The organism is Agrobacterium sp. SUL3, from assembly GCF_001263295.1.
Classification (GTDB): Bacteria; Pseudomonadota; Alphaproteobacteria; order Rhizobiales; family Rhizobiaceae; genus Agrobacterium; species Agrobacterium tomkonis.
Genome location: NZ_KQ414502.1, coordinates 104,133 through 126,663, shown reverse-complemented (window position 1 = coordinate 126,663; position 22,531 = coordinate 104,133). Strand labels below are relative to the sequence as shown.

Sequence of the window (22,531 nt, the reverse complement as noted above, 5' to 3'; positions counted from 1 at the left end):
GAGTGATGTCCCACCTTCGACTCAGCTTTTGGGAACTCGGTTTTTCACGCTCAGCTCTTGGGCAGGCCGGGCGGATTGGTGCGGGATTCGGTGATGGCTTCCGAGCCGAGATTCCAGCGAGCGAGAACCTTGCCGTAATTGCCGTTCTTGATCTGGGCATTCAGCGCAGCGGTGATGGCCTCGGCGATGCCGGCATCCTTTTTCGAAGCGACGGCGATTTCCGCCGCTTCCGGCCAGCCGCCCGAGAAGGTGCCGACGAGTTTCGTCTTTTTCTGGCTTGCCGCCTGGAAGGCAGAGGTGGCATTGGGGCCGAGATAGGCATCTGCGCGACCGGATTGCAGGGCGACGTCAAGCACGGCCTGATCGTCATAATATTGCACTTCGGTGTCGGCCAGTCCCTTTGCCTTGTTGTCCTTGATCCATTTCAGCAGGATCTGCTCCTGATTGGTGGCCGCGCCGACGATCACCTTCAGCCCGGCGACATCCTCCGGCTTGCCGATTGATGTGACCTTGCTGTTGTTGCCCACATAAAAGCCGAGCAGATCGTTGCGATAGCTGGAGAAATCGAACTTCTCCTTGCGCGCTTCCGTCACCGTGATGTTGGATGCGACGGCATCGTATTTGCCGGAAGCAAGACCGAGCGGCCAGTCGGCCCAGGCAATCGGAACAAGCTGAAGTTCAAGTCCAAGGCTGTCGGCAACCAGCTGGGCAATATCCGGCTCCACGCCAACAGGCGTTTTAGCGTCGCTCGCATAATCGACCAGTGGCAGGCGGAATGGCACGGTCGCGAGCGTCAACTTCCCATCGGCAATGAATTTATGGCCGGCCGGCAGAAGCTTGATTGCCTCCTCAACCTTTTCGGCGCGCACCCGGCCCTTCTGTTCGGGCGACAGATCGACCTCCTGCGCATGTGCGGCCGGAATGAGCGCGGTGGTGGCGGTGAAAAGACCGCCGGCGAGCAGGGACAATAATTTCGATGAAAAGGCCATGTGAGTGTTTCCTTTGTTATGATTAGAGAACTTTTGCGAGGAATTCGGCCGTGCGCGGATGTTCAGGGTTGTTGAACACCTTTTCCGGTGTGCCCGTTTCAACGATGCGGCCCTGTTCCATGAAGACGACCCTGTCGGAGACTTCGCGGGCAAAACCGATTTCATGGGTGACGATGATGAGGGTGACGCCGGAGCGGGAGAGCTCCTTGATGACGTCAAGCACTTCATTGACCAGTTCTGGGTCGAGCGCCGATGTCGGCTCGTCGAACAGCAGGACCTTTGGCCGCAGGGCAAGTGCCCGGGCAATCGCCACGCGTTGCTGCTGGCCGCCGGAAAGCTGGCGTGGGTAGGAATTGGCCTTCTCGGCAAGGCCGACACGGGCCAGAAGATCGCGCGCCTCGGCCTCGGCCTGTTCTTTCGAGATGCCGCGAACCGCAACCGGCGCTTCGATGATGTTTTCAAGTGCAGTGAGATGCGGGAACAGGTTGAAGCTCTGGAACACCATGCCCACTTCGACGCGGCGCTTGAGGATTTCCCGCTCCTTCAGCTCATAAAGCGTATCGCCCTGCTGGCGATAACCGACCAACTCGCCATCTATGGCGATAAAGCCGTCATCGACGCGCTCCAGATGGTTGATGGAGCGCAGCAGGGTGGACTTGCCCGAACCGGATTGGCCAAGAATGGTGGTGACGCTGCCTGCCGGAATGGAAAGGGAGACATCATCCAGCACCTTGAGCGTGCCGAAAGATTTGGAAACACCGTGGATATTCACCGAACCGCCACGATTTCCGATGCGGAAGCCTCCCGCATGCGCAGATACCGAAGCTTCCCGCTTTGCAGCTACAGCCGCCACGGCCGCCGGCTCCGCCGCTGCCCGGCGTGGCAGGAACGTGCGGTAGACAGTGGCGAAAAGCGAAGGCGGCGGATTGCGCAGTGCACCGCGGGAAAAATGCCGTTCGATATGATGCTGAACGATCGATAGCGCCGTCAGGATCACCAGATACCAGACGGTTGCCACCATCAGCAGCGGGATCACTTCCAGATTGCGGCGATAGATGATCTGGATGGTGTAGAACAATTCCGGCAGCGCAAGGATGTAGACCTGCGACGTTCCCTTTGCGAGGCCGATGATGTCGTTGAAGGCCGTTGGCAGGATGGACCGCATGGCCTGCGGCAGAACGATGCGGGACGCCTGCCGCCTGCGTGGAAGACCGAGCGCGGCGGCTGCTTCCAGCTGTCCCTGATCGACCGAGAGGATGCCGCCTCGCACGATTTCCGATGCAAAGGCCGCCTGATTGAGAGTGAGGCCCAGCACAGCGGCGGCAAAGGGCGTCATCAGCTGCGTCGTATTCCAGCTGAAGAAGTTGATGCCGGTATAGGGCACGCCGATTGTCACAGTTTCATAGAGATAACCGAGATTGTTGAGGATCAGCAGAAGCACGATCAGCGGGATCGACCGGAAAATCCAGATATAGGTCCAGGAGACAGCAACCAGCAGCGGCGAGCGTGACACACGGGCAAGTGCCAGCAGCGTTCCAAGAACAAAACCGAACAGGGCGCCAAGCGCCGTCAATAGCAACGTCCGGCCAAGGCCAACGAGCACCGGTTCGGCGAAGAACCATTCGGCAAAAACGTCCCAGCCCCAGCGTGGATTGCCGAAAACGGAATGCAGCACGGCCGCGATGATCAGGACGGAAAAAACCGTGCCCACGGTGCGCAAGGGGTAACGGGCCGGAACGATGCGGAAATGGCCGTAACCGCCTTTAACCGGCTCGCCCTTCTTCTCGCTGACCGCCACATGCGGAAAATCAGAGGCTATTGTCATCTAAAGAGCCTTTCACGGATGGGCGGAAGAGGGCTGCGGATGCACGGCCGTTATCGGCGCGCCGTCCGGTACCGGACCGGAAACCGCATCGGAAAGAAATTTTTCGAACGGCAGCGACCTGATCGTCTCAGGGTCGGCCGCCGTATCGAACAAGGCGCGATAACCATTGGTGAGATAAAGGCCGACGGCTTCCGGCTGGCGGAACCCCGTGGTCAGATAAACACGGGCATAACCCTGCCGGATTGCCTGCTGCTCCAGCTCCCGAAGCACGAGCTTCGCCAGCCCCTGCCGACGATGGGCCGAATGGGTCCAGACCCGCTTGAACTCGGCGGTCTCTTCGTCGTAACGCATGAAAGCGCCGCCGGCGATCGGCTTTCCGTCCCGCAGCAGCAGCAGGAAATTGCCGGATGGCGGACTAAAGGCTTCCGGGGGATATTTGTTCAGCTCCGCCCTTGCCCCTTCCGCATTGAAGAACGTGCCGTAGCGGCTGTCATATTCGAACAGCAACTCCTCCAGAAGCGGAGTTGCGAGCGGATCCTTGACCGATGTGTAGAAAAAATTGTCGCTCATGTCCTTGTCCTAAATTTCGTGTCAGGAGAGGTATGCTTCAGCCAGACGCACCCAGAAGCGTGCCGCAGGCGCAATGATCGCATCGTTGAAATCATAGTGAGGGCTGTGCAGCGGCGCGCTGTCGCCATTGCCGACGAAGAGGTAGGAGCCGGGTCGCTCCTGCAGCATGAAAGCGAAATCTTCGCTCGCCGTGCGCGGCTGAAACCCTTCCGCGACCTGCCCGGCTGGAAAATGCCGTCTGGCGACATCGTGGGCGAAAACCGTCTGCGCGGCGTGATTGATGACAGGCGGAAAACCACGGGAATAAGCAACTTCCGCCTTGGCGCCAAAGCTCTCCGCCTGCGCTTTGGCGAGCGCCGGAAGCCGTTCTTCCAGCCTGTCGCGCACGGCGGGTGAAAAAGCCCGGGCGGTGATCTGCAATTCCACGCTCTCGGGAATGACATTGGAGGCGGTTCCGCCATGAATGGAACCGACGGTCAGCACTGCCATTTCGCGCGGATCGACGTTGCGGGAAACGATGCTCTGCAGGGCGGTGATGAAGCTTGCCGAAGCGAGGACCGGATCGACCGTCTCATGCGGCACCGCACCGTGGCCGCCTTTGCCAACGATCCGCACCTGCGCCTTGTCGACGGAGGCCATGGCAGGGCCTTCGACGAAACCGAACTGTCCGGTTTCCACACCCGGCCAATTGTGCAGGCCGAAGACCGCATCGACGGGAAACCGCTCGAACAGCCGGTCCTTTATCATCGCCCTCGCACCCGCGCCGATCTCCTCGGCGGGCTGGAAGATCAGCGTCAGGATGCCGGAAAAATTTGAAGTTTCAGCAAGATAACGGGCGGCCGCGAGCAGGATCGTCGTGTGGCCATCATGACCGCAGGCATGCATGACGCCAGGCGTTTCGCTGGCATAGGCAAGGCCTGTCTCTTCACGAATTGGCAGCGCATCAATATCGGCGCGGATGCCAAGACGTTTTTCACCATGGCCCCGTTTCAGGGTGGCAACGACACCGTAACCGCCGACACCCTCCGTCACCTCATATCCGTAAGACAGCAGATAACGCGCAACGAGCGCCGCCGTGCGTTTTTCCTTGAGCGACAGTTCCGGATGCCGGTGGAGATCATGCCGGATGGCGATGCTCTCCTCTATGAAGGCAAGGATTGCCCGTTCGGCGTCGTCCTGCGGACGCGCGCCGTCAATGCGGATATTCATGGTTCTGTCTCCTGCGCGGCCATTTGCGCGCGGCGTCCTGTAATCTCCGCCGGGCGGCGGCCTCGTCGCCCGGCCGCAGCCTTATGCGATGGCCTTGTTCGAGCCGCTTTCACCGCTGGAATAGACGCTTTCCCGGAAAGGCAGGCCGAGATGATCTCGCAACGTCGCCCCTTCCAGATGCGGGTCGAAATAACCGCGCCGCTGCAGCACCGGAATGACGAGGCGGATGAAATCATCCAGCCCTTCGGCAATCACCGGGAAGCCCAGAATGAAGCCGTCGGCCGCATCATTTTCCACCCAGCGGATAATCTCATCCGCCACCTTGTCCGGCGTGCCGATGAAGCCTTCGCGCGGGGTCGCAGCCTCCAGCGCCGCTTCCCGCAGCGTCTGGTTCTTTTCCTTGGCGCGGCGCTTGATGCGGTCGGTCGTTGAACGGAAGCTGTTCTTGCCGATATCACCGAGTTCGGGGAAAGGCTCATCCAGCGGATAGGCCGTGAAATCATGGTGGTCGAAAAAGCGGCCGAGATAGGCAAGCGCGTCCTCGATGGTGATGAGGTTGCGGATGACGTCATATTTCGCCTCCGCTTCTTCCTGCGTCTCACCGACGATCGGGCCGATGCCGGGGAAAATCTTCACGTCGCTGGCGGATCTGCCCTGCGCAACCGCGCTCTGCTTTACACGCTTGAGGAAGGTCTGGTTTTCTTCCAGCGAAGCGGAATTGGTGAAGACGGCATCGGCATGTTTGCCCGCAAGGCCGATGCCCGCATCGGAAGAACCGGCCTGAAACACCACCGGCTGCCCCTGTGGCGAACGCTGGATGTTCAGCGGGCCTTCCACCTGGAAGAACCGCCCCTTGTGACCGAGCGTATGGAGTTTGTCGCGCTCGAAGAACTGTCCGCTTTCCCGGTTGCGCACGAAGGCGTCGTCGTCCCAGCTATCCCACAACCCCTTGATGACTTCGAGATATTCATCGGCAATCTCATAGCGCAACGCATGTTCCGGATGATTGCGGCTGTAATTCTTCGCCGTGCCTTCAAGCGGCGTCGTCACGGCATTCCATCCGGCGCGGCCGCCGCTCAACAGGTCGAGCGAGGCGAACTGGCGGGCGATCGTGAAAGGGTCGCTATAGGAGGTCGAAACAGTACCCGCGAGACCGATCTTCGAGGTAACTGAGGCAAGCGCCGAAAGGATGGTCAACGGCTCGAAACGGTTGAGGAAATGCGGGATCGACTTGTCGTTGATGTAAAGCCCGTCCGCCACAAAAGCGAAAGCGATGCCGGCGGCCTCCGCCTTCAGCGCCGTCTTCCTGAAGAAGTCGAAATTGACGCTGGCATCGACCGGGCTTTTGGGGTGTCGCCAGGCGTTCATATGCCCGCCGGGACCCTGAAGCATGATACCGAAACGAATTTTCTTTCTCGTCATGTCATTTCTCCTGAGGACAAGATCACGCCGCCCGGGAAAGGCGATGCGTGGCCAAGAGTTCAATCGAGGCAAGCCGCTGATCGGCTCCCACATGCGGCGGTTCGATGATGAATTCCTCGATGCCGTGTTCTTCGGAAAGAGCACGCAACGCCCGGTGAATATCTTCCGGCGCACCATGCAGGACGTTGGGCTTGCGCTCCTCGATGCGATAATCGCTGTCACCGGACTGGCGGGCGAACTCTTCCGCCTGCTCGCGCCGGCCGAGGTTGAACGCCCTGCCATCGCTCAAAAACACCCGGTAGATGCGCTGCCCCTCCACCTGCCTTGCGGCATGGTCAGGGTCACTCGCGGCAAAAGCCGACAGGGCAAGGATCGGGGCGTTTCCGCCGCTTTCCTCGCGGAAAGCCGAAAGGCTGCGGCGAAGAACCTCCGGATCACCATTGAGGTGGCCGGCAAAAACGAAGTTCCACCCTTTTGAGGCCGCGAGCCTTGCGCTTTCCGGGCTGGCGCCGAGCAGAAATCTCTCCGCTGCAACCGGCGGCGCCGGCGTTGCCTGCAATCCGGCCTGCGCGTGATCCTGCGGCGCGACACCGGACAAGAATGTGGTGAGTTCCCCGAAAGCTGTCTCGAAACCCGGCTTTCGCTCAGGGTCATAAGCCTGCTGCAGGGCTGAGGTTGCCAGCGGCAAACCGCCCGGCGTCTTGCCAACGCCAAGATCGACCCGGCCGGGCGCAAGCGCCGATAGCACGTTGAAGACTTCGGCAACCTTATAGGGGCTGTAATGCTGCAGCATCACGCCGCCTGAACCGACGCGGATGCGGGATGTCTTCGCCAGAATCCACGCCACCAGCGCCTCGGGCGAGGAACCGGCAAGCTCCGGCGAATTGTGATGCTCAGCCACCCAGAACCGACGGTACCCCAGATCTTCGGCGCGCCTGGCGAGATTGATCGTGTCGCGGAATGCGCCTGCCGCATCCTCACCCGCCGAAACGGGGCTCTTATCCAGCAAACTGAGAGTATACATCATCACCTCGCACGTCTTTTGATGCATACTTTGTCTACTGATTTTATATTCTAATAAAGAACGTTCGTTCCACGTTGCGACGCGATCAGAGAAAATATTGTTTTCCGTCACGATTCTGGAAACCGGTTCTGGCAAAAAATATCCGCAGCGCCGGAGATGCGACGTCGAAAAGGCGGAAAACAGGCGGTTTTCAAGGCCATATCCGGAGGAAACGGCTTGCGCCGGAATTCGCTAAAAACTACTTAGTAAGTTAGGAATAATATGGCCGGCGTTGCGGAATGTGCCGGCCCTCTTTGCGGATCAGGCGATGTTGACCAAAAAAGGCAAATACGGATTAAAGGCTCTGGTCGATCTGGCGCGGTTGCCCCAGGGAGAAACCGCCTTCGTGACCGAGATTGCCACGCGCAACAATATTCCGAAGAAATTTCTGGACACCATTCTTCTGGAGCTGCGCAACAGCGGTATTCTGCGCTCCAAGAAGGGACCGAATGGCGGTTATTCCCTATCGAAAATGCCATCCGAAATCATGATCGGCCAGGTCATCCGCACGCTGGACGGGCCTTTGGCGCCCATTCGCTGTGCCAGCCGCACCGCCTTTGAAGCCTGCGACGACTGTGACGATCCCGAGACCTGTCAGGTCAGGGTTTCGATGACGGACGTGCGTGACGCCATCGCAACCATTCTGGATAACATGACGCTCGCACAATTCGTCGCAAAGGATGGGCAGGACGCACTTTCCATTCCTGCTGGCAAATAGGCTTCGCTTATTGCCGGCGCAGATCATCCTCCAGAGAGGCAATCAGCCCGGATTCGCTCAGGCCATCGATAAGGCCGAGACGTGCCATCAGGATTTCAAGCGTGATGGCGTTGTTTCTGACGGAGCGAAAGGTAACGTTCTCCGAGCCCACCTGCGCCGCGTCGATATTTGCCGCCAGGCTGGAAATTTGCGCCTTCAGCAGTTCAATAGCGAGAAAAACCTCGCCGATGACGGGACGCGCCGCGCCTTCGTCTGCCAATCGGTCAATCAGCAGGGTCGAAAGTTCACGCTGTTTTTCACCCAGGGCCACCGCCGCATTCAACAGGGTGGAGACGGAGGCGGCGAGATTTCCTGCGCCCTCCGCAAGAAACGTAACCTGATCGGCGCGCAGCAGGCCATCCCATGATGTGTCCGGTCGATTGCGCAAGACCACGAGCAGGTTTTTTCCCGCCGCATTAACTGCCGGAACGACAATCCAGTCCGCATCGGTCGCAACAGAGCGCACAACATCGTCGGGAAGCCGCCGGGCGAAATCGTCGTCGTTCGTTAAAACCGTCTGCTCCGCGCTGAGATCGGAGGAAGCAAGAGCGAAGGTTTCGCCAAGATCGAGACGGGTAAAGAGGGCCTTGCGTTGCTCTTCGCCGCCGGCATTCCGGATAAATTCAAGCGCAGTGAAATGTTCGACCAGATCACGCGCCGCCTCCGAATCCGCGGCAGCAATAATCGAAATTGCCTGCGCGAGAATATCGTTGGTTATATCCGCTCCACCCAGTTCATTCGGAACGGAGAGGGCAAGAAGGCCGGAACGGGCGATCCGCGCTTGGATCTGCCCGCTATTTTCGAAGGGACATTTCCCGGCAATCGCCCGGGCGACGGTCAGCACATCGCCATCCGCGCCGAGACGTGGAGGAACGAAACGAATTCTTTCGCCGAGCGGCGTGACAGATCCCATGCTCAACTCCCTCAAAAAATAACCCGTTGAAAGCGCTTGAATGGCCGTCACTCAGTCCAGCGAATGATAACGCCCGTTCTGATAGACCAGCGAATGTCCGGAGCCGATACGGATCGCCTCCACCTTGCCGATGATGATGACGTGGCTGTGCCGCTCGATTGCCTCTTCGATGGTGCAATCGATAGCGGCAACGGCGTCCTCAAGGATGGGCGCGCCGCTTGCAAGCCTGGTCCACTCCGCGCCGCGATAACGATCCGCACCCTTCAGGCCGCCGATGCCCGCAAACTGGTTGGCGATGAACTGGTGGTTCGCGCCGATGATGTTGACGGCGAAGTGACCGAAACGCTGCACCACCGGCCATGTCGAAGATGATCGGTTGAGCGCCACCAGAATTCTCGGCGGATCGACCGACAGGGCGGTGGCCGAAGTCACCGTCGCACCCGTGCGCGCCTCGCCTTCTCCGGCGGTGATGACGCTGACGCCGCCACCGAGCGTTCTCAGCGCCGCCTTGAGGCTGTCGGCATCCGCCGCCTTACCCGAGACCGGATCGCGAAGATTGATGAATTGTTGATCCTTGGCCGCATATTGCAGTGTCATCGATCGCTCCTGAAAACAGCTTGATTGTCCAATAGCTAGCAGCGGCGGCGGGGGATTAAATAGACATCGTTTTCCATAATATTTATATTCTATGGAAATAATGTTCTATCTATCAGACCCTTTCTTGCTCAACCCGGCCGGCAAGAAACCGGACAAAAAAGAGAGTAGCCAATTCCCCCGGCTATATAAGAAATTTCGTTCCAATTTTTCCGAAGAGGGGAGTGTTTGTCTCCCCCACGAGCCTCGTCACACCGCCAGCCTGCAACCTCAGAAAACCGGATACAGGCTGAGCATGGCGAAGTTCATTTCGCAGATTTCTTCCCGTTCAAGCTCGAGATCGCTTTTTCCCTGCCTGATACGCCCGGAATGATCCAGCGGATTAAGAGTACCTTGCTCATCTGCGTGCGGCCGACGCCGGGTCAGACCAAACAGATCGAAAGTAAACGCATGAAATCCCTGCGGCATGTGCGCCTCCTTTGCTCAACGTCCACTATCCTCCGGCGACGATCCAAAATCGTCAATATTTTCCATAAAATTACTATTCTATAATTGGTCGGCAGCCTGCAAAGGCGGACTAAGGTTGCCCGGATGCGGAAAATTCCATTTCGCAGGCCAGAATCGGCAGGATTTCAGCACATGAGCGTCACGGCCACGCAAACCGACGTTTGATAATGAGGCCTGCGAAAGCGCCAAGACCACAAAAAAGGAAAAATACCCAACCCGACACCGCGCCCGCATGAATGCCCGACAGCAGCACGCCGATGGTGCAGCCAAGCGCGGTCATGCCACCCCAGCCCATCAACACACCTCCGGCAAAACGGGTTACCAACCCGCCGGCAGACGGCCAGGATGGCTGGAATTTTCCCGCCGAAAGTGCGGCAGCGAAGCTCGCAAGGACCAGCCCCAGCACGAAGACGCCGTTAGGCGACAGGATCGTGGTTTTCACCGCGCTGATGCAGCCGCGCACCGTGTCGAGGCCCGCAAGGGTTTCCGGCACCCACGCCGCGGATGCGCCGGCCGTTCTGACGATGCTGCCGAGTTCGGCGGTGACCCCAAGCGGCGCGACGCGGAAATAGGAGAAGGCGCTGACAGCTGCAACCAGAACCCCGGTGACGACAGGCGGCCAGCGTTCAACAAAAACGCTTCGCAGGGCCTGCTGCAGCCGGTTTTCCGGTAAGCCCATTGGAACAGGCGCCGTCTTGTCGAAAAAGAGAACAATGAAGATTAGCCCGGCCAAAACGAAGCCGGCAAGCAGCAGCGCCAAGCCATATCCCAGATGGTGCGGCAGCCAGATCGGCGGATCGTTGAAAACGCTGAGCGTATAAAGAAAATTCCAGCTGAGGAAAGCCAACAAAAAACCGAGGGCTGCACCGGCAATGGCAACAACGGAACCAAAGGCTCCCTCCCCCAGCCGGTAGAAATGTCCCGACAGGCAGGAACCAGAAAGTGCAGCGCCTACACCAAAAACCGTCGACGCCAACGCCAGAACCCAGCCGACCGGGCCAATATGCGCGTTTGGCGGCAGGCGGCCGGGCTGCGGAACCGGCATCCACGCGATGGTGATGATCTGATAAAACACCACGCCCGCAAGAAGTGCGACGAGAATTGCAAGAACGCCATCCGAGCGCCTGTCGTCGATGAAATCCCGGAAATTGCAGAGGAAGCAGAACCGCCCGCGCTGCATCACGATGCCGAAAGCGATACCGGCCAACAGTGAAAATGCAAGCTGCCTGCCATTTTCAAGCGTCCCCAGTTGGTGAGCAGCGACAGTCAGCGTGCATAAAATGGCGAAGGCCGCGGAGCGGCGAAAGGTAAGATGCATGAAATACCGGATATGGCAGGAGAAAACGCCGATGCGCCGCACTGGCGCACCGGCTTCAAAAAGGAAGGCTGCGGCTTATTTGCCCGTCCAGACCGTGCCGGTCGGATTGCTGATGGGAACACCGACCGCATTGCCATATTCGGTCCAGGAGCCGTCATAATTGCGGACGTCGTAACCAAGTATCTTCTTCAAGGCGAACCAGGTGTGGCTGGAGCGCTCGCCGATACGGCAATAGGTGATGACCGGAGCAGAGCCGTCGATGCCCTTTTCCGCATAGATCGCCTTGATCTCGTCTGCAGATTTGAAGGTTCCATCCTTGTTGACGATGGTGCCCCACGGCACGTTGACAGCGCCGGGAATATGGCCGGCGCGCACGGACAGCTCCTTGACGCCATCGGGTGCGAAAATCTTGCCGGAATATTCGTCCGCCGAGCGAATATCGACCAGCTTGATATTGTGTTTGCCTTCGGCCACGGCGACCACATCAACAAACCGCGCCCGCACCGACGTGTCCGGTTCGCCAAGCTTCAGCTTCGTTTCAGCCGTTGCGGGTGCCGATGTGTCGAAAGGCAGGCCCTGCGCTTCCCAGAGCTTGCGACCACCATCCAGCAACTTCACCCGGTCACCAAGGCCATAGGTTTCAAAAACCCATGCACCCCAGGCGGCGAACCAGTTATTGTTGTCGCCATAAAGAACGATCGTCGTATCGTCACCGACACCGGCCTTCTGCAGCAGGGACTGGAAATTTTCCCGCGCGGCAATGTCACGCCGTTCCTTGTCGACGAGGTCCGTATGCCAGTTGAGGTTCACCGCACCGGGAATATGTCCGCGCTCATAGACGCCGGTATCGACGCTGACCTCAAACACCCGGACCTTCGGATTGTCGAGATTTTCCTTCAGCCAATCGGCCGTTACCAGCGCCTCCGATGCTCCGGCAGCAGACAGCGATACCGTGGACAACAACAATCCGCCGAGAACCGACGCTACAGACTTGATCCTGGACATTCCCTTACCCCTTCCTGATTTGATGACCATTGAAAGGTCGCAACAAAATCGTCCGGAGCGAAGAAACAGTTTTTTATATTTTCTGTAGAAAATAAATGCAGCCACTCGAAACAATCAAAAGGTGAGATTCGAAATTTATGCCAGATAAAACAGCAATAAAGCTCTTAATGGTTGTATATCGTTGACAAAAAGGACTGAGCTGAAACATAACCCTTCATGAGCCGATGGATTATAACGCGCTTGCATCACCCTGAAGATGCGCACCACGAACCACCGGCAATCCCCGTATCCTCGATCTGGCCGTAGGCGATTGGGAGCCCGCTCCCGCTTTCAGGCGCGCCAGCAGGTCATATCCCTCTGGCCACCTTCCGAAACCGGCCGCGATATTGATGTGCCCTGCCGGGCCGAGATTGACGAGATCGCTTCCCCAGCTGGCGGCCGTGTGCGCCAGTTCTTCCGGGCTCATATAGGGATCGTTCACACTGCCGACGACGAGACTGGGGAAGGCAAGCGGCGCTAGAGGAAAGACCCCGAACCGGACAATACAGGGATGCATCGCTTCCACCCTGTCGAGATGGGCCGGTGCGACAAGAAGCGCACCTCTAATTTTTGCCGCCGCAGGCCGGGAGGCCATATTCGCGACCAGCACGCAACCGAGGCTGTGGGCGACGACATAGGCGCTATCGACCGAGGCAAGTGCTGTTTCAAGACGGCCAAGCCAATCCCCGAGAACCGGGCATTGCCAGTCATCCTGATCTACCAGCTGCGCTGCAGGATCATCCAGCAGCCAGTGCCGCTGCCAATGCCCTTCATCCGAACCGTTCAGTCCGGGAACAATCAAGGTGGTACACATGCCTGCTCCGTGGTTGGGTGGTCCGTGCAAAGCATGATGATTTTTACGATTCCAGTCGAATGCTCGCTTGCTCACCTTTCTGGATCAAAGAAAAAATCGATCTGAAGAAATTCGATACAGAAGAAAATGCGTTCTCAACCGCCGATAAATTCCTGTTCAGACGGAATCATTTACTCACATTTTTTACATAGAAAATATGTGCAATATATTCACCTCCTGCGGAAAGCTTTTCCTCCGGCGCACATCAAATGAGACACCGCTGCTTGGCCCATCCGCCGCTGCTTTGTCATTCTCGCACGGCGACAGAAAACGAAAATTCAGGCGGATAATGTGAGCAGCACGAGCGAATTTCTCTGGTACATCCCCAATGACGTCAAACCCGGCCATAGGGGCGATGCCGTCAGCGACAACCATAACAGCCTCGATACATTGACCAGCCACGCAAAGGCGCTGGAAAATCATGGCTGGAAAGGCGCGCTGATCGGCACCGGCTGGGGCCGGCCCGACACATTCACGGTGGCGGCAGCGCTTGCGGCGCGCACCACCACCTTCGAGCCGCTGATCGCCATCCGCCCCGGCTACTGGAAGCCTGCCAATCTCGCATCCGCCGCCGCCACGCTCGATCAGCTCTCGGGTGGCCGGGTACGGATCAATGTCGTCTCGGGTCGCGACGAGCTTGCTGCCTATGGCGATGAAGAAGGTGATCAGGCACAGCGTTATGCGCGCACGAAAGAGTTCATGCGGCTCCTGCGGCGGCTCTGGTCGGAGGAAAACGTCACTTTTAGTGGCGATCATTTCCAGGTGAGGAATTCCACGGTTTCGCCGCGCATCGCCGCGCGCGAAGGCCGGCCGCACCCGAAGCTTTATTTCGGCGGCGCATCCGAGGCGGCCGAGCAGGTCGCCGCAACCGAGGCCGATGTACAATTGTTCTGGGGCGAGCCGCTCGCCGGTGTGGGCGAACGGATAGAAAGGCTCAGGCATTTCAGTGAAACGCTTGGCCGCGATCTGGCGCCGCTGCAATTCGGCCTGCGGATCACCACGCTGGTGCGTGAGACGACGGCAGAAGCATGGCGCGACGCGGAAGCAAAGGTTGCCGAGATGGCGGCAAATAACGGAGCGCGCTGGAACGACCATCTGCAAGGCGTGGCAATCGGCCAACGCAGGCTGCTGGATTTGCACCGTCAGAGCGACGTGCTGGACGACAATCTCTATACAGCGCCCGGCAAATTCGGCGGCGGCGGTGCCGCAACGACATGGCTGGTAGGTTCGGCGGAAGACGTCGCGGCGTCACTGCGCAAATACCGCGCGCTTGGCATCACCCATTTCGTGCTTTCCGACACGCCTTACCTGAAGGAGATCGAACGGCAGGGCGACAGCTTGCTACCGCTGTTGCGGGATTGATGCGCGGCTTGAACATGGGCGGCCCGCCTCAGGCAAGGCCGCCCTGTTGCTTCGTCGGTCAACCGCCCGACGCCTTGATGCTCTGGCGGCCGAGGATCGTTCTAATCATGTGGCTCTGCGGCGCATGTGCCCTGGCCGTAATGGCATCGCGATGATGACGTTCGAGATTATAATCCCGGCGCAGGCCGCGATTGCCGCCAAGCTCCAGCGCCAGATCCGTCACCGCCACGGCATTGTCGATCACCACGTGGCGAACGGCGAGCGCATCGGTTCCCACCCTTTCGCCAGCGTCGATATCGCGGGCGACGGAGAGAAGCAGGCGTCTGTTTGTCGCCAGCAGCACCTCGATCTGGCCAAGACCTTCCTGAATACGGGGAATGGAGGAGAGCGGCGCACCAAGGCTTGCGGGAACATGGCCATTCAGATGGCGCAACAGATCATCCCGCGCCGAAAGCGCAACACCGTGATAGACAGAAGCCAGCAGCGCGAAGAAATTGTAACCGTCTGCCTCATCGCGCCGCAGCGGCTCGTCCGCCGGCTGTTCGGCAACGATATCGGCAAGTGGCACCCTTATCTCCTCCAGCACCAGATCATGGCTGGCGGTGGCGTACATGCCGGTCGCCTCCCATGCCTTTTCCTGGGCGATCCCCGGTGCGTCGAGCGGCACCAGAAGCTGGATCAGGCGCGGCGTCTCTTCCGTCGTCACGGCGAGCACGATCGCCCATTTCAGCCCTGGCAGGCCGGTGACGAAACTCTTGCGGCCATTGACAACCCAGACATCGCCCTCGATCCGCGCCGTCGTTTCCGGCAGGCCGCCATGGGCCGGCGAACCGACACCCGGCTCCGCCTGTGCATTGTTCAAAAGCGCCGGTTCCCTGCTATTGGCGGCCAACACCCTTGCCGCAAGTGCTGCCGGCCACTTGCCGCGCCGGATCGCGGCATGAACGCTGTAATGCATGGCGAGAATGAGGGCGGTCGACGGATCGCCACTGGCAATGGCCGCAATGACTGCGTGGGCGGTTTCCATGCCCTCGCCCCAGCCACCATCCTTTTCAGCCGTCACGAGACCAAGCAGGCCGGACTTGAAAAGCGCTTCGAAATTGCCGGCGGCGAATTCGCCGCTTTTGTCATGGTCCGCCGCCGTCAGGCTGAAATCTTCGGCCAGCACGGTTGCGACGGCAACGGGGCTGGATTGCTGTTCCGGCGGCCGCGGAACGGCGGAAAGTGCAACGCTCATGCCACCGCCCTTTCACTTGCCGTCACGAAACGGTCGTCAATCCATCCGCCGAGATCGAAGTCGTTCTCAAGGAAACCCCACTGGTGCAGGAAATCCTTGTAATGACCGACAGCAGCCACAAACTCTGCATCAAGGCCGAGACCGAGATGACGGTTAACTTCCGGCCCGTTGGCAGCCAGAACCTGTTCTTCCGTCGCACCGGCCTCACGCGCAATGAAACGACGGGTTTCTTCCGGATGCTGCTCCGCCCAGAGCGAGGCTTTGCCGATGGCGGCAACCAGCCGCTCCACCAGATCGGGACGCTCATCGGCCAGACGCCCGTCCACCGTCAGCACCCGGGGCGAACCGGAATTGATGCGTATCTTCGGATCGGGGTGAAAACCGAATTCCACCACCTGCACCGCACCGATCAGATTGGCGGCGGCAATACCCGCCGTTCCCTTGACGAAAATCGCATCGACCTCACCCCGCAGCAGCGCGATGATCTCCTCACCGAAGGATTGCCGGCGCTTCAGCCCGAAAAGAGACGGCCCCTCCTGCGAGGCCAATACCGAATCCGTAATGACGATATCCTTCAGTTCGACATCATCAACCGTCAGCCCTTCCAGCGAAAGCGCCGAGACGATGCCCTTCAGCGCCGTCGCCCGCATGAAATCGACAATGCCCTCCGGCCTGCGCGGCACGCCGAAACGGCGACCGACAAGATCGGCAACAGAGCGGATACCGGTCTCCGGCAGGGTGATGATCGCCTGAAACTCATCCGTCCAGGTAATGCCGATGAGGCGCGTATTGCGCCCTTCCGAACGGGCGCGGATGGGTGGCACATTGCCGCCGTGGCGGAAGGACCATTCCAGCGTGTGGTTGAAATGGCTCTGACGAACGGAGCGGTCAGGCGAATCGATGATGGATTTCAGCGCTATGCCGACCTCCTCGAATGTCTGCCCGAGATAACCGAGCTGCGCCGCCAGGCCCACGGGCGTGGGCACCGGGCAACGTGTATACCAGATTTCAGAAAGTGACGTGCTCATGGCTTTGTCCTCGATGAAAGGGAAAAGTCCCGGCCCGCCGCAAAGGGGGGCCGGGTCTGGTGAAACGATCAGGATGCGGCGATATGCGCGAAGGCGAGACTTCCCGCCACACCTTCGGCACCGATGGTGTGATCCGAAATACGCTTGTTGAAGATGGTGATCTCCGGTGCCGCGACGATGTCGATGGCAGGCACGTCTTCAACGAGAATCTGCTGGATTTCCTTCCATTGCGCGACGCGCTTGTCCGGATCGATCTCGATGGCGGCGGCTTCGAGAAGCGCATCCACCTTCGGATTGCTGTAGGCCGCGCCATTGGAGAAAGGCACGCCCTTCTTGAAGTTCTTCGACCAATAAAGCCGCTGCACGCCGACGGTCGGATCGAAGAGATTGCTCATGCCCTCATAGGCAAAATCGAAATCGCGATCCGTATAGATGCGCTTGGTATAGGTGGCGAAATCCTGCGTGCGCACCGTCACGTCGACGCCGACTTTCGCCAGCGCCTGGCGAATATAATCCGCGCCGCGCGGATAGGCTTCGGTGCTCGGCACGTAATCCAGATTGAGCTTGAAACGGATGCCATCCGTACCGCGCTTGTATCCGGCCTCATCCAGCAGCGCCTCGGCCGCCTTCAGGTCGATAGGATAGGTTTTCAGATCATCCACGAACCATTTCGTCAGCTTCGGATTAATCGGCCCGGTGATCGTCGCGCCATAACCGTAATTGACCGTGTTGAAGATGACGTTGCGGTCAATGACATGGGCGAAGGCGCGGCGAACGCGCACATCCTTGAACACATCCTTTTCGAGATTGAACTCAACGCGGCTGACGGAATTCGAATATTGATAGCCGTTGGTTTCGAAGCCGAGGCTCGGCAGCTCCTTCAGCCGGTCGAGATCGCTATAGGCGACTGGCGTGCTGGGCGCGAGATCGATCTCGCCGGTTTCGATGGCAATCGCGCGGGCCGAAGCATCCGGAATGAAACGAACGATCAGCTTGTCGAGATAAGGGCGTGGCGCATCCCAATAGTCCGCGTTGCGCTCGAAAACGATATGACTGCCGCGCACCCATTCCTTGAACTTGAACGGGCCGGTGCCAATGGGGGCGAGATTGACCGGATTTTCGGTCACCTTCGTACCCTCATAAAGATGTTTCGGCACGATGGGCGTTTCGGCAGCGGCGAGCGCCGTAATCAGATAGGGCGCAGGCTTGGAAAGAACCAGAACCGCCGTCAGCTCGTCCGGCGTCTCGACGCTTGTGAGGTTCAGGAATGTGTTACGGCCGCGCGGATGCACTTCCTTGATGGTATTGATGGAGAAAGCCACATCGGCGGAGGTAAAGGGCTTGCCGTCATGCCATTTCACGCCGGGCCTCAGCTTGAAGGTGTAACGCAGGCCATCCGCGCTCACATCCCATGATTTGGCAAGGAGCGGCTTGGGGTTTAGATCGAAATCATAGGTCAAAAGTCCTTCGGTGACCTTGGGCGATATGTAGACGGAATTATAGGCCGTATGCGCAATCGTCGTCAGCACCGGCGGTTCCGACGAAATCAGCAGCGTGGCCGTGCCGCCACTTGCCGGCTCCGCCGCGTTAAGCCTCAGTCCCGGCAGCGACACCACGCCAAGCGCCACCGACGCCAGCAGAAATCCACGCCGCGTCGTCTGGTTGAAAACAGTCATGCGATACCCTCTCCTTGATTGAATCGGCGAAAAACCGGCAAACTGAACGGCCGCGCTTAGGAAGAAGTTTGTTCCGCAGAGGAGAGTGAGTTTGGCATGAAGAACCAATCATTCTCATAATTAGGAATTATCTTTTCTTTATTGCGCATTTTTCCGTAAATTTCAGAAAATAATTCTATTACTCTTTGACAAATTCCATAAAATTAGTCAACTAATACCAACGCCCTCACGGGCTGATTTCACATTTTCACGCTTACGGACTGGAGCCGATGTCGAATTCGAAACGGATTTTATCGCAGGCAAAGCGGGTGGCCATTCAGGCCATTCCGACGGTTCTCGGTATCGTCATCCTGAACTTCTTCCTGCTGCAGCTGGCGCCGGGTGATGCCGCCGATGTGCTGGCGGCGGAAGCGGGTTCGGCAACCGTCGAGACCATGGCAGAAATCCGCTCTCGCTTCGGTCTGGATTTGCCCGTTCTGCATCAGCTGATGAATTATCTCGGCAATCTCGCCCAGTTCAGCCTTGGTTTTTCGCCGCGATACGGCATGCCGGTGGCTGATCTGATTGGCCAGCGCCTGCCGGGCACGCTTGCGCTGATGGGTGCGGCGCTTGGCATTGCCATTTTCGTCGGCGTGTTCCTCGGCTCCATCATGGCGCTTTTTTCCGGCAAGCTGCCGGACCGGATCATTTCGATCGGCTCGCTGATCTTTTATTCCGTGCCAGGTTTCTGGATCGGCCTGATGCTGATCCTGACCTTCTCGGTCAAGCTCGGCTGGCTGCCTTCGGGCGGGGATAGCACCATTGGCAGTAGCCTTACCGGTTTTGCAGCCTTTCTCGACAGGCTTCGCTATATCGTTCTCCCTGCCCTTTCGCTGGCGCTTTATTTTCTGGCGATCTATGCCCGCCTCACCCGCGCGGCGATGCTGGAAGTGAAATCGCAGGACTATGTGCGTACGGCGCGTGCCAAGGGCGTTTCGCCGATCAGGCTCACCACACGCCATATCCTGCGCAACGCGCTCATCCCCATCACCACCATGGCCGGCATGCATATTGGCGGCTTGCTCGGCGGCGCAGTCGTGGTCGAAACCGTCTTTAGCTGGCCGGGCCTTGGCCGGCTCGCCTTCGAAGCCGTGATGGCGCGGGATTTCAGCGTGCTGCTCGGCATTCTGCTTCTCTCTTCCCTCGTCGTCATCATCGTCAATGCCGCCGTGGACCTGCTGCAGGCATGGCTTGACCCCCGCATCGGAAAAAGCCGATGAGCTCATCCCACACAACAGCGGTTCTCAACACGGCCGAAATTGGTGCTGAAGAGACCAATCCCAAACCGAAAAAGCCGGAAGAAAAGGCCTGGCCTTATATCCATGCCCCGGATGCGCTTTCGGCCCGCTCCGTCTCCGTGCCGCGGCGCGGCCTGCGGCGGGAACTGAAAATCTTCCTCACCAATCCCAACGCCATCGTCGGGCTGCTTTTTCTCGCGACCGTCATCGTCACCGCACTGATCGCCCCGTTGATCTATCCCGGCGATCCCTTGGAAATGGTGGCCCGCCCGTTCCTTTGGCCGGGCCAGAATGCGGCCTATCCGCTCGGCACCGATTCCATGGGCCGGGATGTTCTGGCCGGCATCGTGCATGGCGCGCGCATCTCGCTTACCGTCGGTGTCGTGGCAACACTGATCGGGCTGACGATCGGCATCGCCATCGGCGCCTTCGCCGGTTATTTCGGCGGCGTCATTGACGACATCCTCGTCAAGCTGATCGAAATCTTCCAGACATTGCCGAACTTCGTGCTCTTGGTGGTGCTGGTCGCCATCGCCCAGCCATCCGTCACCACGGTCACGTCGGCCATCGGCATCATCACCTGGCCGCTCGTTGCGCGCCTCACCCGCGCCGAATTCCGCGCCATCCGCGAGAAGGACTATGTGCTCGCCGCCCGCAGCCTGGGTTACGGCCACGCGCGCATCGTCTTTCAGGAAATCCTGCCCAATGCGCTGCCGCCGATCATCGTCACCTCCTCCGTCATGGTGGCGGGCGCGATCCTCATGGAAGCAGCACTCTCCTTCATGGGGCTTGGCGATCCCAACCGTGTCTCCTGGGGGTCGATGATCGGTTCGGGCCGCGATGTCATCCGCACCGCCTGGTATCTGACCGCCCTTCCCGGCCTCGCCATCGTCTTCACCGTCATTTCGCTGAACCTCATCAGCGATGGCCTCAACGATGCGCTCAACCCCCGTTTTTCGGAGGAACGCCGATGAGCAAACTGATCGAAGTCCATGATCTCTCCGTCAGCTTCGGCTCGGCCCAGCCGGTAAAAGGCGTCAGTTTCGATGTCAGCTCCGGCGAAATGCTGGCGATCGTCGGCGAAAGCGGCTCTGGCAAATCCCTGACGGCGCTCGGCCTGATTGGCCTGCTGCCCTCGCACGCCAAGACCGGTGGGCGGGTTCTGCTCGAGGGCCGCGATCTGCTGCCGCTTTCCGAACGGCAATGGCGCGGCATTCGCGGCCGGGATATAGGCATGATCTTTCAGGAACCGATGACCTCGCTCAACCCTGTCCTAACCGTCGGCGAACAGATCATCGAGGTGCTGCGCATCCATGAGAAGATAGACCGGCACCAGGCGCGCAAACGCGCCATCGAGCTTCTGGATCTCGTCAACATTCCCGATGCCGGCCGCCGGGTGGATGATTATCCGCACCAGCTTTCCGGCGGCATGCGCCAGCGCGTGATGATCGCCATCGGTGTTGCCTGCAATCCTAAATTGCTGATCGCCGACGAGGCGACGACAGCGCTCGACGTGACGATACAGGCGCAGATACTCCAGCTGCTAGACAATCTGCGCCGCGACCTCAACATGGCGGTCATCCTCATCACCCACGATCTCGGCATCGTGGCGCAATGGGCGGACCGGGTGATGGTCATGTATGCCGGCCGCAAGGTGGAAGAAGGATTGCCGGAGCCGGTTTTCTCCAACCCCTACCATCCCTATACGCGCGGCCTGCTTGCGGCGTCACCGCGCGCGGAAGACGGCCAGCATTATCGCGACGGGCCGCTCATTGAAATTCCCGGTTCCATCGTTTCCGCCACGGGGGAACGCGGTTGCGCCTTCCGGCCACGCTGTCCGAGCGCCCGCGGCTTCTGCGGGCAGTTCGTACCGCCGCTGCGGCATATTTCGGAAGGTCGTTACGCCGCCTGCCCCTTCGTTGCTCCCACATCCAAGGAAGTATCCGATGACGCTCTTGTCAGTGCATAGCCTGTCCACCCATTACACGGGCGGACGCGGAACCGTGCGTGCCGTCGATGACGTCTCGCTCGATATCGAGGCAGGCGAGACCGTGGCGCTGGTGGGGGAATCCGGCTGCGGCAAATCCTCGCTCGGCAAGTCGCTGATGCGTCTGGTCGAGCCGTCTTCCGGCCGGATCACCTTCAAGGGCGCCGATGTCACGGCAATGACGTCATCGCAACTGCGCGGCATCCGCCGCCGCATCCAGATGATCTTTCAGGACCCTTTCGCCTCGCTCAACCCGCGCCAGACGGTGCGCACCATCCTTACCGGCCCGCTGAAGGTGCACGGCATCGGCGACCGGGCGCGCCAGCGGGAGATTGTTGAAGCCATCGTCGCACAGGTTGGCCTGCCGGCTGACGCGCTCGACCGTTATCCGCATGAGTTTTCCGGCGGCCAACGCCAGCGCATCGGCATTGCCCGCGCGCTGGTTCTGGAACCGGAACTGGTGGTCTGCGACGAGCCTGTCTCGGCGCTCGATCTTTCGATACAGGCGCAGATCCTCAACCTTCTGGTGGAGATGAAAAAGCGGCTTTCGCTCTCCTATCTCTTCGTCTCCCACGATCTTTCCGTGGTACGCTATTTCTCCGACCGCGTGCTGGTCATGTATCTCGGCAAGATCGTCGAAAGCGCGCCGACGGCGGAACTCTGGGCCTCGCCGAAACACCCCTATACCCGTGCGCTTCTCGCCGCAGTTCCCGATCCCGCCCGCCGCAAGCAGGCGGCCCCCATTTCCGGCGATCTGCCCAGCCCGCACGATCCGCCATCCGGCTGCCGGTTTCACACCCGCTGCCCGCTCGCCACCGATCTCTGTCGCGAAAAAGCGCCGGATTACAGCCTTTTCGGCAAGAACCACGCCGTGGCCTGCCACCATGCCCAATAACGTAA

The 22,531-nt window shown here is 59.4% G+C and carries 21 protein-coding genes; 6 read left to right on the top strand and 15 right to left on the bottom strand.

Annotated elements, in window-relative coordinates:
• Nucleotides 1-50: 50 nt before the first annotated feature.
• The 6 genes from AKG12_RS11765 to AKG12_RS11735 form a co-directional block, all read right to left on the bottom strand.
• Nucleotides 51-989 (bottom strand): ABC transporter substrate-binding protein, encoded by a 939-nt coding sequence (locus AKG12_RS11765; RefSeq protein ID WP_052818930.1) that lies wholly within the window; start codon nucleotides 987-989, stop codon nucleotides 51-53.
• A gap of 22 nt (nucleotides 990-1,011) precedes the next feature.
• On the bottom strand, nucleotides 1,012-2,814 hold the full coding sequence (locus tag AKG12_RS29360) for an amino acid ABC transporter permease/ATP-binding protein (RefSeq protein WP_082178816.1): 1,803 nt from the start codon (nucleotides 2,812-2,814) through the stop codon (nucleotides 1,012-1,014).
• Nucleotides 2,815-2,826: 12 nt separating this feature from the next.
• Nucleotides 2,827-3,384: a GNAT family N-acetyltransferase gene (locus tag AKG12_RS11750; RefSeq protein ID WP_052818929.1), complete on the bottom strand. Its 558-nt coding sequence runs from the start codon at nucleotides 3,382-3,384 to the stop codon at nucleotides 2,827-2,829.
• A 21-nt stretch (nucleotides 3,385-3,405) separates the two neighbouring features.
• Nucleotides 3,406-4,593: a M20 aminoacylase family protein gene (locus AKG12_RS11745; RefSeq protein WP_052818928.1), complete on the bottom strand. Its 1,188-nt coding sequence runs from the start codon at nucleotides 4,591-4,593 to the stop codon at nucleotides 3,406-3,408.
• 81 nt (nucleotides 4,594-4,674) lie between these two features.
• Nucleotides 4,675-6,015 (bottom strand): LLM class flavin-dependent oxidoreductase, encoded by a 1,341-nt coding sequence (locus AKG12_RS11740; RefSeq protein ID WP_052818927.1) that lies wholly within the window; start codon nucleotides 6,013-6,015, stop codon nucleotides 4,675-4,677.
• Nucleotides 6,016-6,037: 22 nt separating this feature from the next.
• A complete protein-coding gene (locus AKG12_RS11735; protein ID WP_046801444.1) occupies nucleotides 6,038-7,042 on the bottom strand; it encodes an LLM class flavin-dependent oxidoreductase in 1,005 nt (334 codons plus the stop codon).
• Between the two features lie 304 nt (nucleotides 7,043-7,346).
• Between AKG12_RS11735 and AKG12_RS11730 the strand changes: the two genes are divergently transcribed.
• Nucleotides 7,347-7,796, top strand: coding sequence for an RrF2 family transcriptional regulator (locus AKG12_RS11730; RefSeq protein WP_046801485.1), 450 nt, complete (start codon nucleotides 7,347-7,349; stop codon nucleotides 7,794-7,796).
• A 7-nt stretch (nucleotides 7,797-7,803) separates the two neighbouring features.
• On the opposite strand, the gene AKG12_RS11725 is transcribed toward AKG12_RS11730, so the two are convergent.
• The 6 genes from AKG12_RS11725 to AKG12_RS11700 all read right to left on the bottom strand — a co-directional run bounded on the left by AKG12_RS11725 (nucleotide 7,804) and on the right by AKG12_RS11700 (nucleotide 13,025).
• Nucleotides 7,804-8,748, bottom strand: coding sequence for an acyl-CoA dehydrogenase family protein (locus tag AKG12_RS11725; protein WP_052818926.1), 945 nt, complete (start codon nucleotides 8,746-8,748; stop codon nucleotides 7,804-7,806).
• A 51-nt stretch (nucleotides 8,749-8,799) separates the two neighbouring features.
• Nucleotides 8,800-9,345, bottom strand: a complete 546-nt coding sequence (locus AKG12_RS11720) for a flavin reductase family protein (RefSeq protein ID WP_052818925.1) — start codon at nucleotides 9,343-9,345, stop codon at nucleotides 8,800-8,802.
• Between the two features lie 267 nt (nucleotides 9,346-9,612).
• Nucleotides 9,613-9,810, bottom strand: coding sequence for a hypothetical protein (locus AKG12_RS11715; protein ID WP_052818924.1), 198 nt, complete (start codon nucleotides 9,808-9,810; stop codon nucleotides 9,613-9,615).
• Nucleotides 9,811-9,988: 178 nt separating this feature from the next.
• A complete protein-coding gene (locus AKG12_RS11710) occupies nucleotides 9,989-11,167 on the bottom strand; it encodes a YeeE/YedE family protein (RefSeq protein WP_052819077.1) in 1,179 nt (392 codons plus the stop codon).
• 75 nt (nucleotides 11,168-11,242) lie between these two features.
• Nucleotides 11,243-12,172: a sulfurtransferase gene (locus tag AKG12_RS11705; protein WP_052818923.1), complete on the bottom strand. Its 930-nt coding sequence runs from the start codon at nucleotides 12,170-12,172 to the stop codon at nucleotides 11,243-11,245.
• A gap of 229 nt (nucleotides 12,173-12,401) precedes the next feature.
• The gene (locus AKG12_RS11700) at nucleotides 12,402-13,025 is read right to left on the bottom strand and encodes an alpha/beta hydrolase (RefSeq protein WP_052818922.1); all 624 of its coding nucleotides are present in this window, start codon (nucleotides 13,023-13,025) and stop codon (nucleotides 12,402-12,404) included.
• Between the two features lie 330 nt (nucleotides 13,026-13,355).
• On the opposite strand from AKG12_RS11700, the gene AKG12_RS11695 reads away from it, so the two are divergent.
• Nucleotides 13,356-14,426: an LLM class flavin-dependent oxidoreductase gene (locus AKG12_RS11695; RefSeq protein ID WP_052818921.1), complete on the top strand. Its 1,071-nt coding sequence runs from the start codon at nucleotides 13,356-13,358 to the stop codon at nucleotides 14,424-14,426.
• Nucleotides 14,427-14,484: 58 nt separating this feature from the next.
• Here the strand turns inward: AKG12_RS11695 and AKG12_RS11690 are convergent, their stop codons facing one another.
• From AKG12_RS11690 to AKG12_RS11680, 3 genes are all read right to left on the bottom strand, one after another.
• A complete protein-coding gene (locus AKG12_RS11690; RefSeq protein WP_052818920.1) occupies nucleotides 14,485-15,663 on the bottom strand; it encodes an acyl-CoA dehydrogenase family protein in 1,179 nt (392 codons plus the stop codon).
• Nucleotides 15,660-16,691, bottom strand: coding sequence for an ABC transporter substrate-binding protein (locus AKG12_RS11685; protein ID WP_052818919.1), 1,032 nt, complete (start codon nucleotides 16,689-16,691; stop codon nucleotides 15,660-15,662). The genes AKG12_RS11690 and AKG12_RS11685 overlap by 4 nt, the downstream gene beginning before the upstream one ends.
• 68 nt (nucleotides 16,692-16,759) lie before the next feature.
• Nucleotides 16,760-18,367, bottom strand: a complete 1,608-nt coding sequence (locus AKG12_RS11680) for an ABC transporter substrate-binding protein (protein ID WP_052818918.1) — start codon at nucleotides 18,365-18,367, stop codon at nucleotides 16,760-16,762.
• Nucleotides 18,368-18,636: 269 nt separating this feature from the next.
• Here AKG12_RS11680 and AKG12_RS11675 point away from each other — a divergent pair, with 269 nt between their 5' ends.
• Genes AKG12_RS11675 through AKG12_RS11660 form a run of 4 tightly spaced genes read left to right on the top strand, consistent with a single transcriptional unit; the run spans nucleotide 18,637 to nucleotide 22,526 of the window.
• Nucleotides 18,637-19,626: an ABC transporter permease gene (locus AKG12_RS11675; protein ID WP_052818917.1), complete on the top strand. Its 990-nt coding sequence runs from the start codon at nucleotides 18,637-18,639 to the stop codon at nucleotides 19,624-19,626.
• Complete coding sequence (locus tag AKG12_RS11670) at nucleotides 19,623-20,618, top strand: ABC transporter permease (RefSeq protein WP_052818916.1); 996 nt, start codon at nucleotides 19,623-19,625, stop codon at nucleotides 20,616-20,618. The genes AKG12_RS11675 and AKG12_RS11670 overlap by 4 nt, the downstream gene beginning before the upstream one ends.
• Nucleotides 20,615-21,613 carry an ABC transporter ATP-binding protein gene (locus AKG12_RS11665; protein ID WP_052818915.1) on the top strand — a complete coding sequence of 333 codons (999 nt, stop codon included), beginning with the start codon at nucleotides 20,615-20,617 and terminating at the stop codon, nucleotides 21,611-21,613. Before AKG12_RS11670 ends, AKG12_RS11665 begins: the two co-directional genes overlap by 4 nt.
• Entirely contained in the window at nucleotides 21,591-22,526 is a 936-nt protein-coding gene (locus AKG12_RS11660) for an ABC transporter ATP-binding protein (protein ID WP_052818914.1), read from the top strand. The genes AKG12_RS11665 and AKG12_RS11660 overlap by 23 nt, the downstream gene beginning before the upstream one ends.
• Nucleotides 22,527-22,531: the final 5 nt, after the last annotated feature.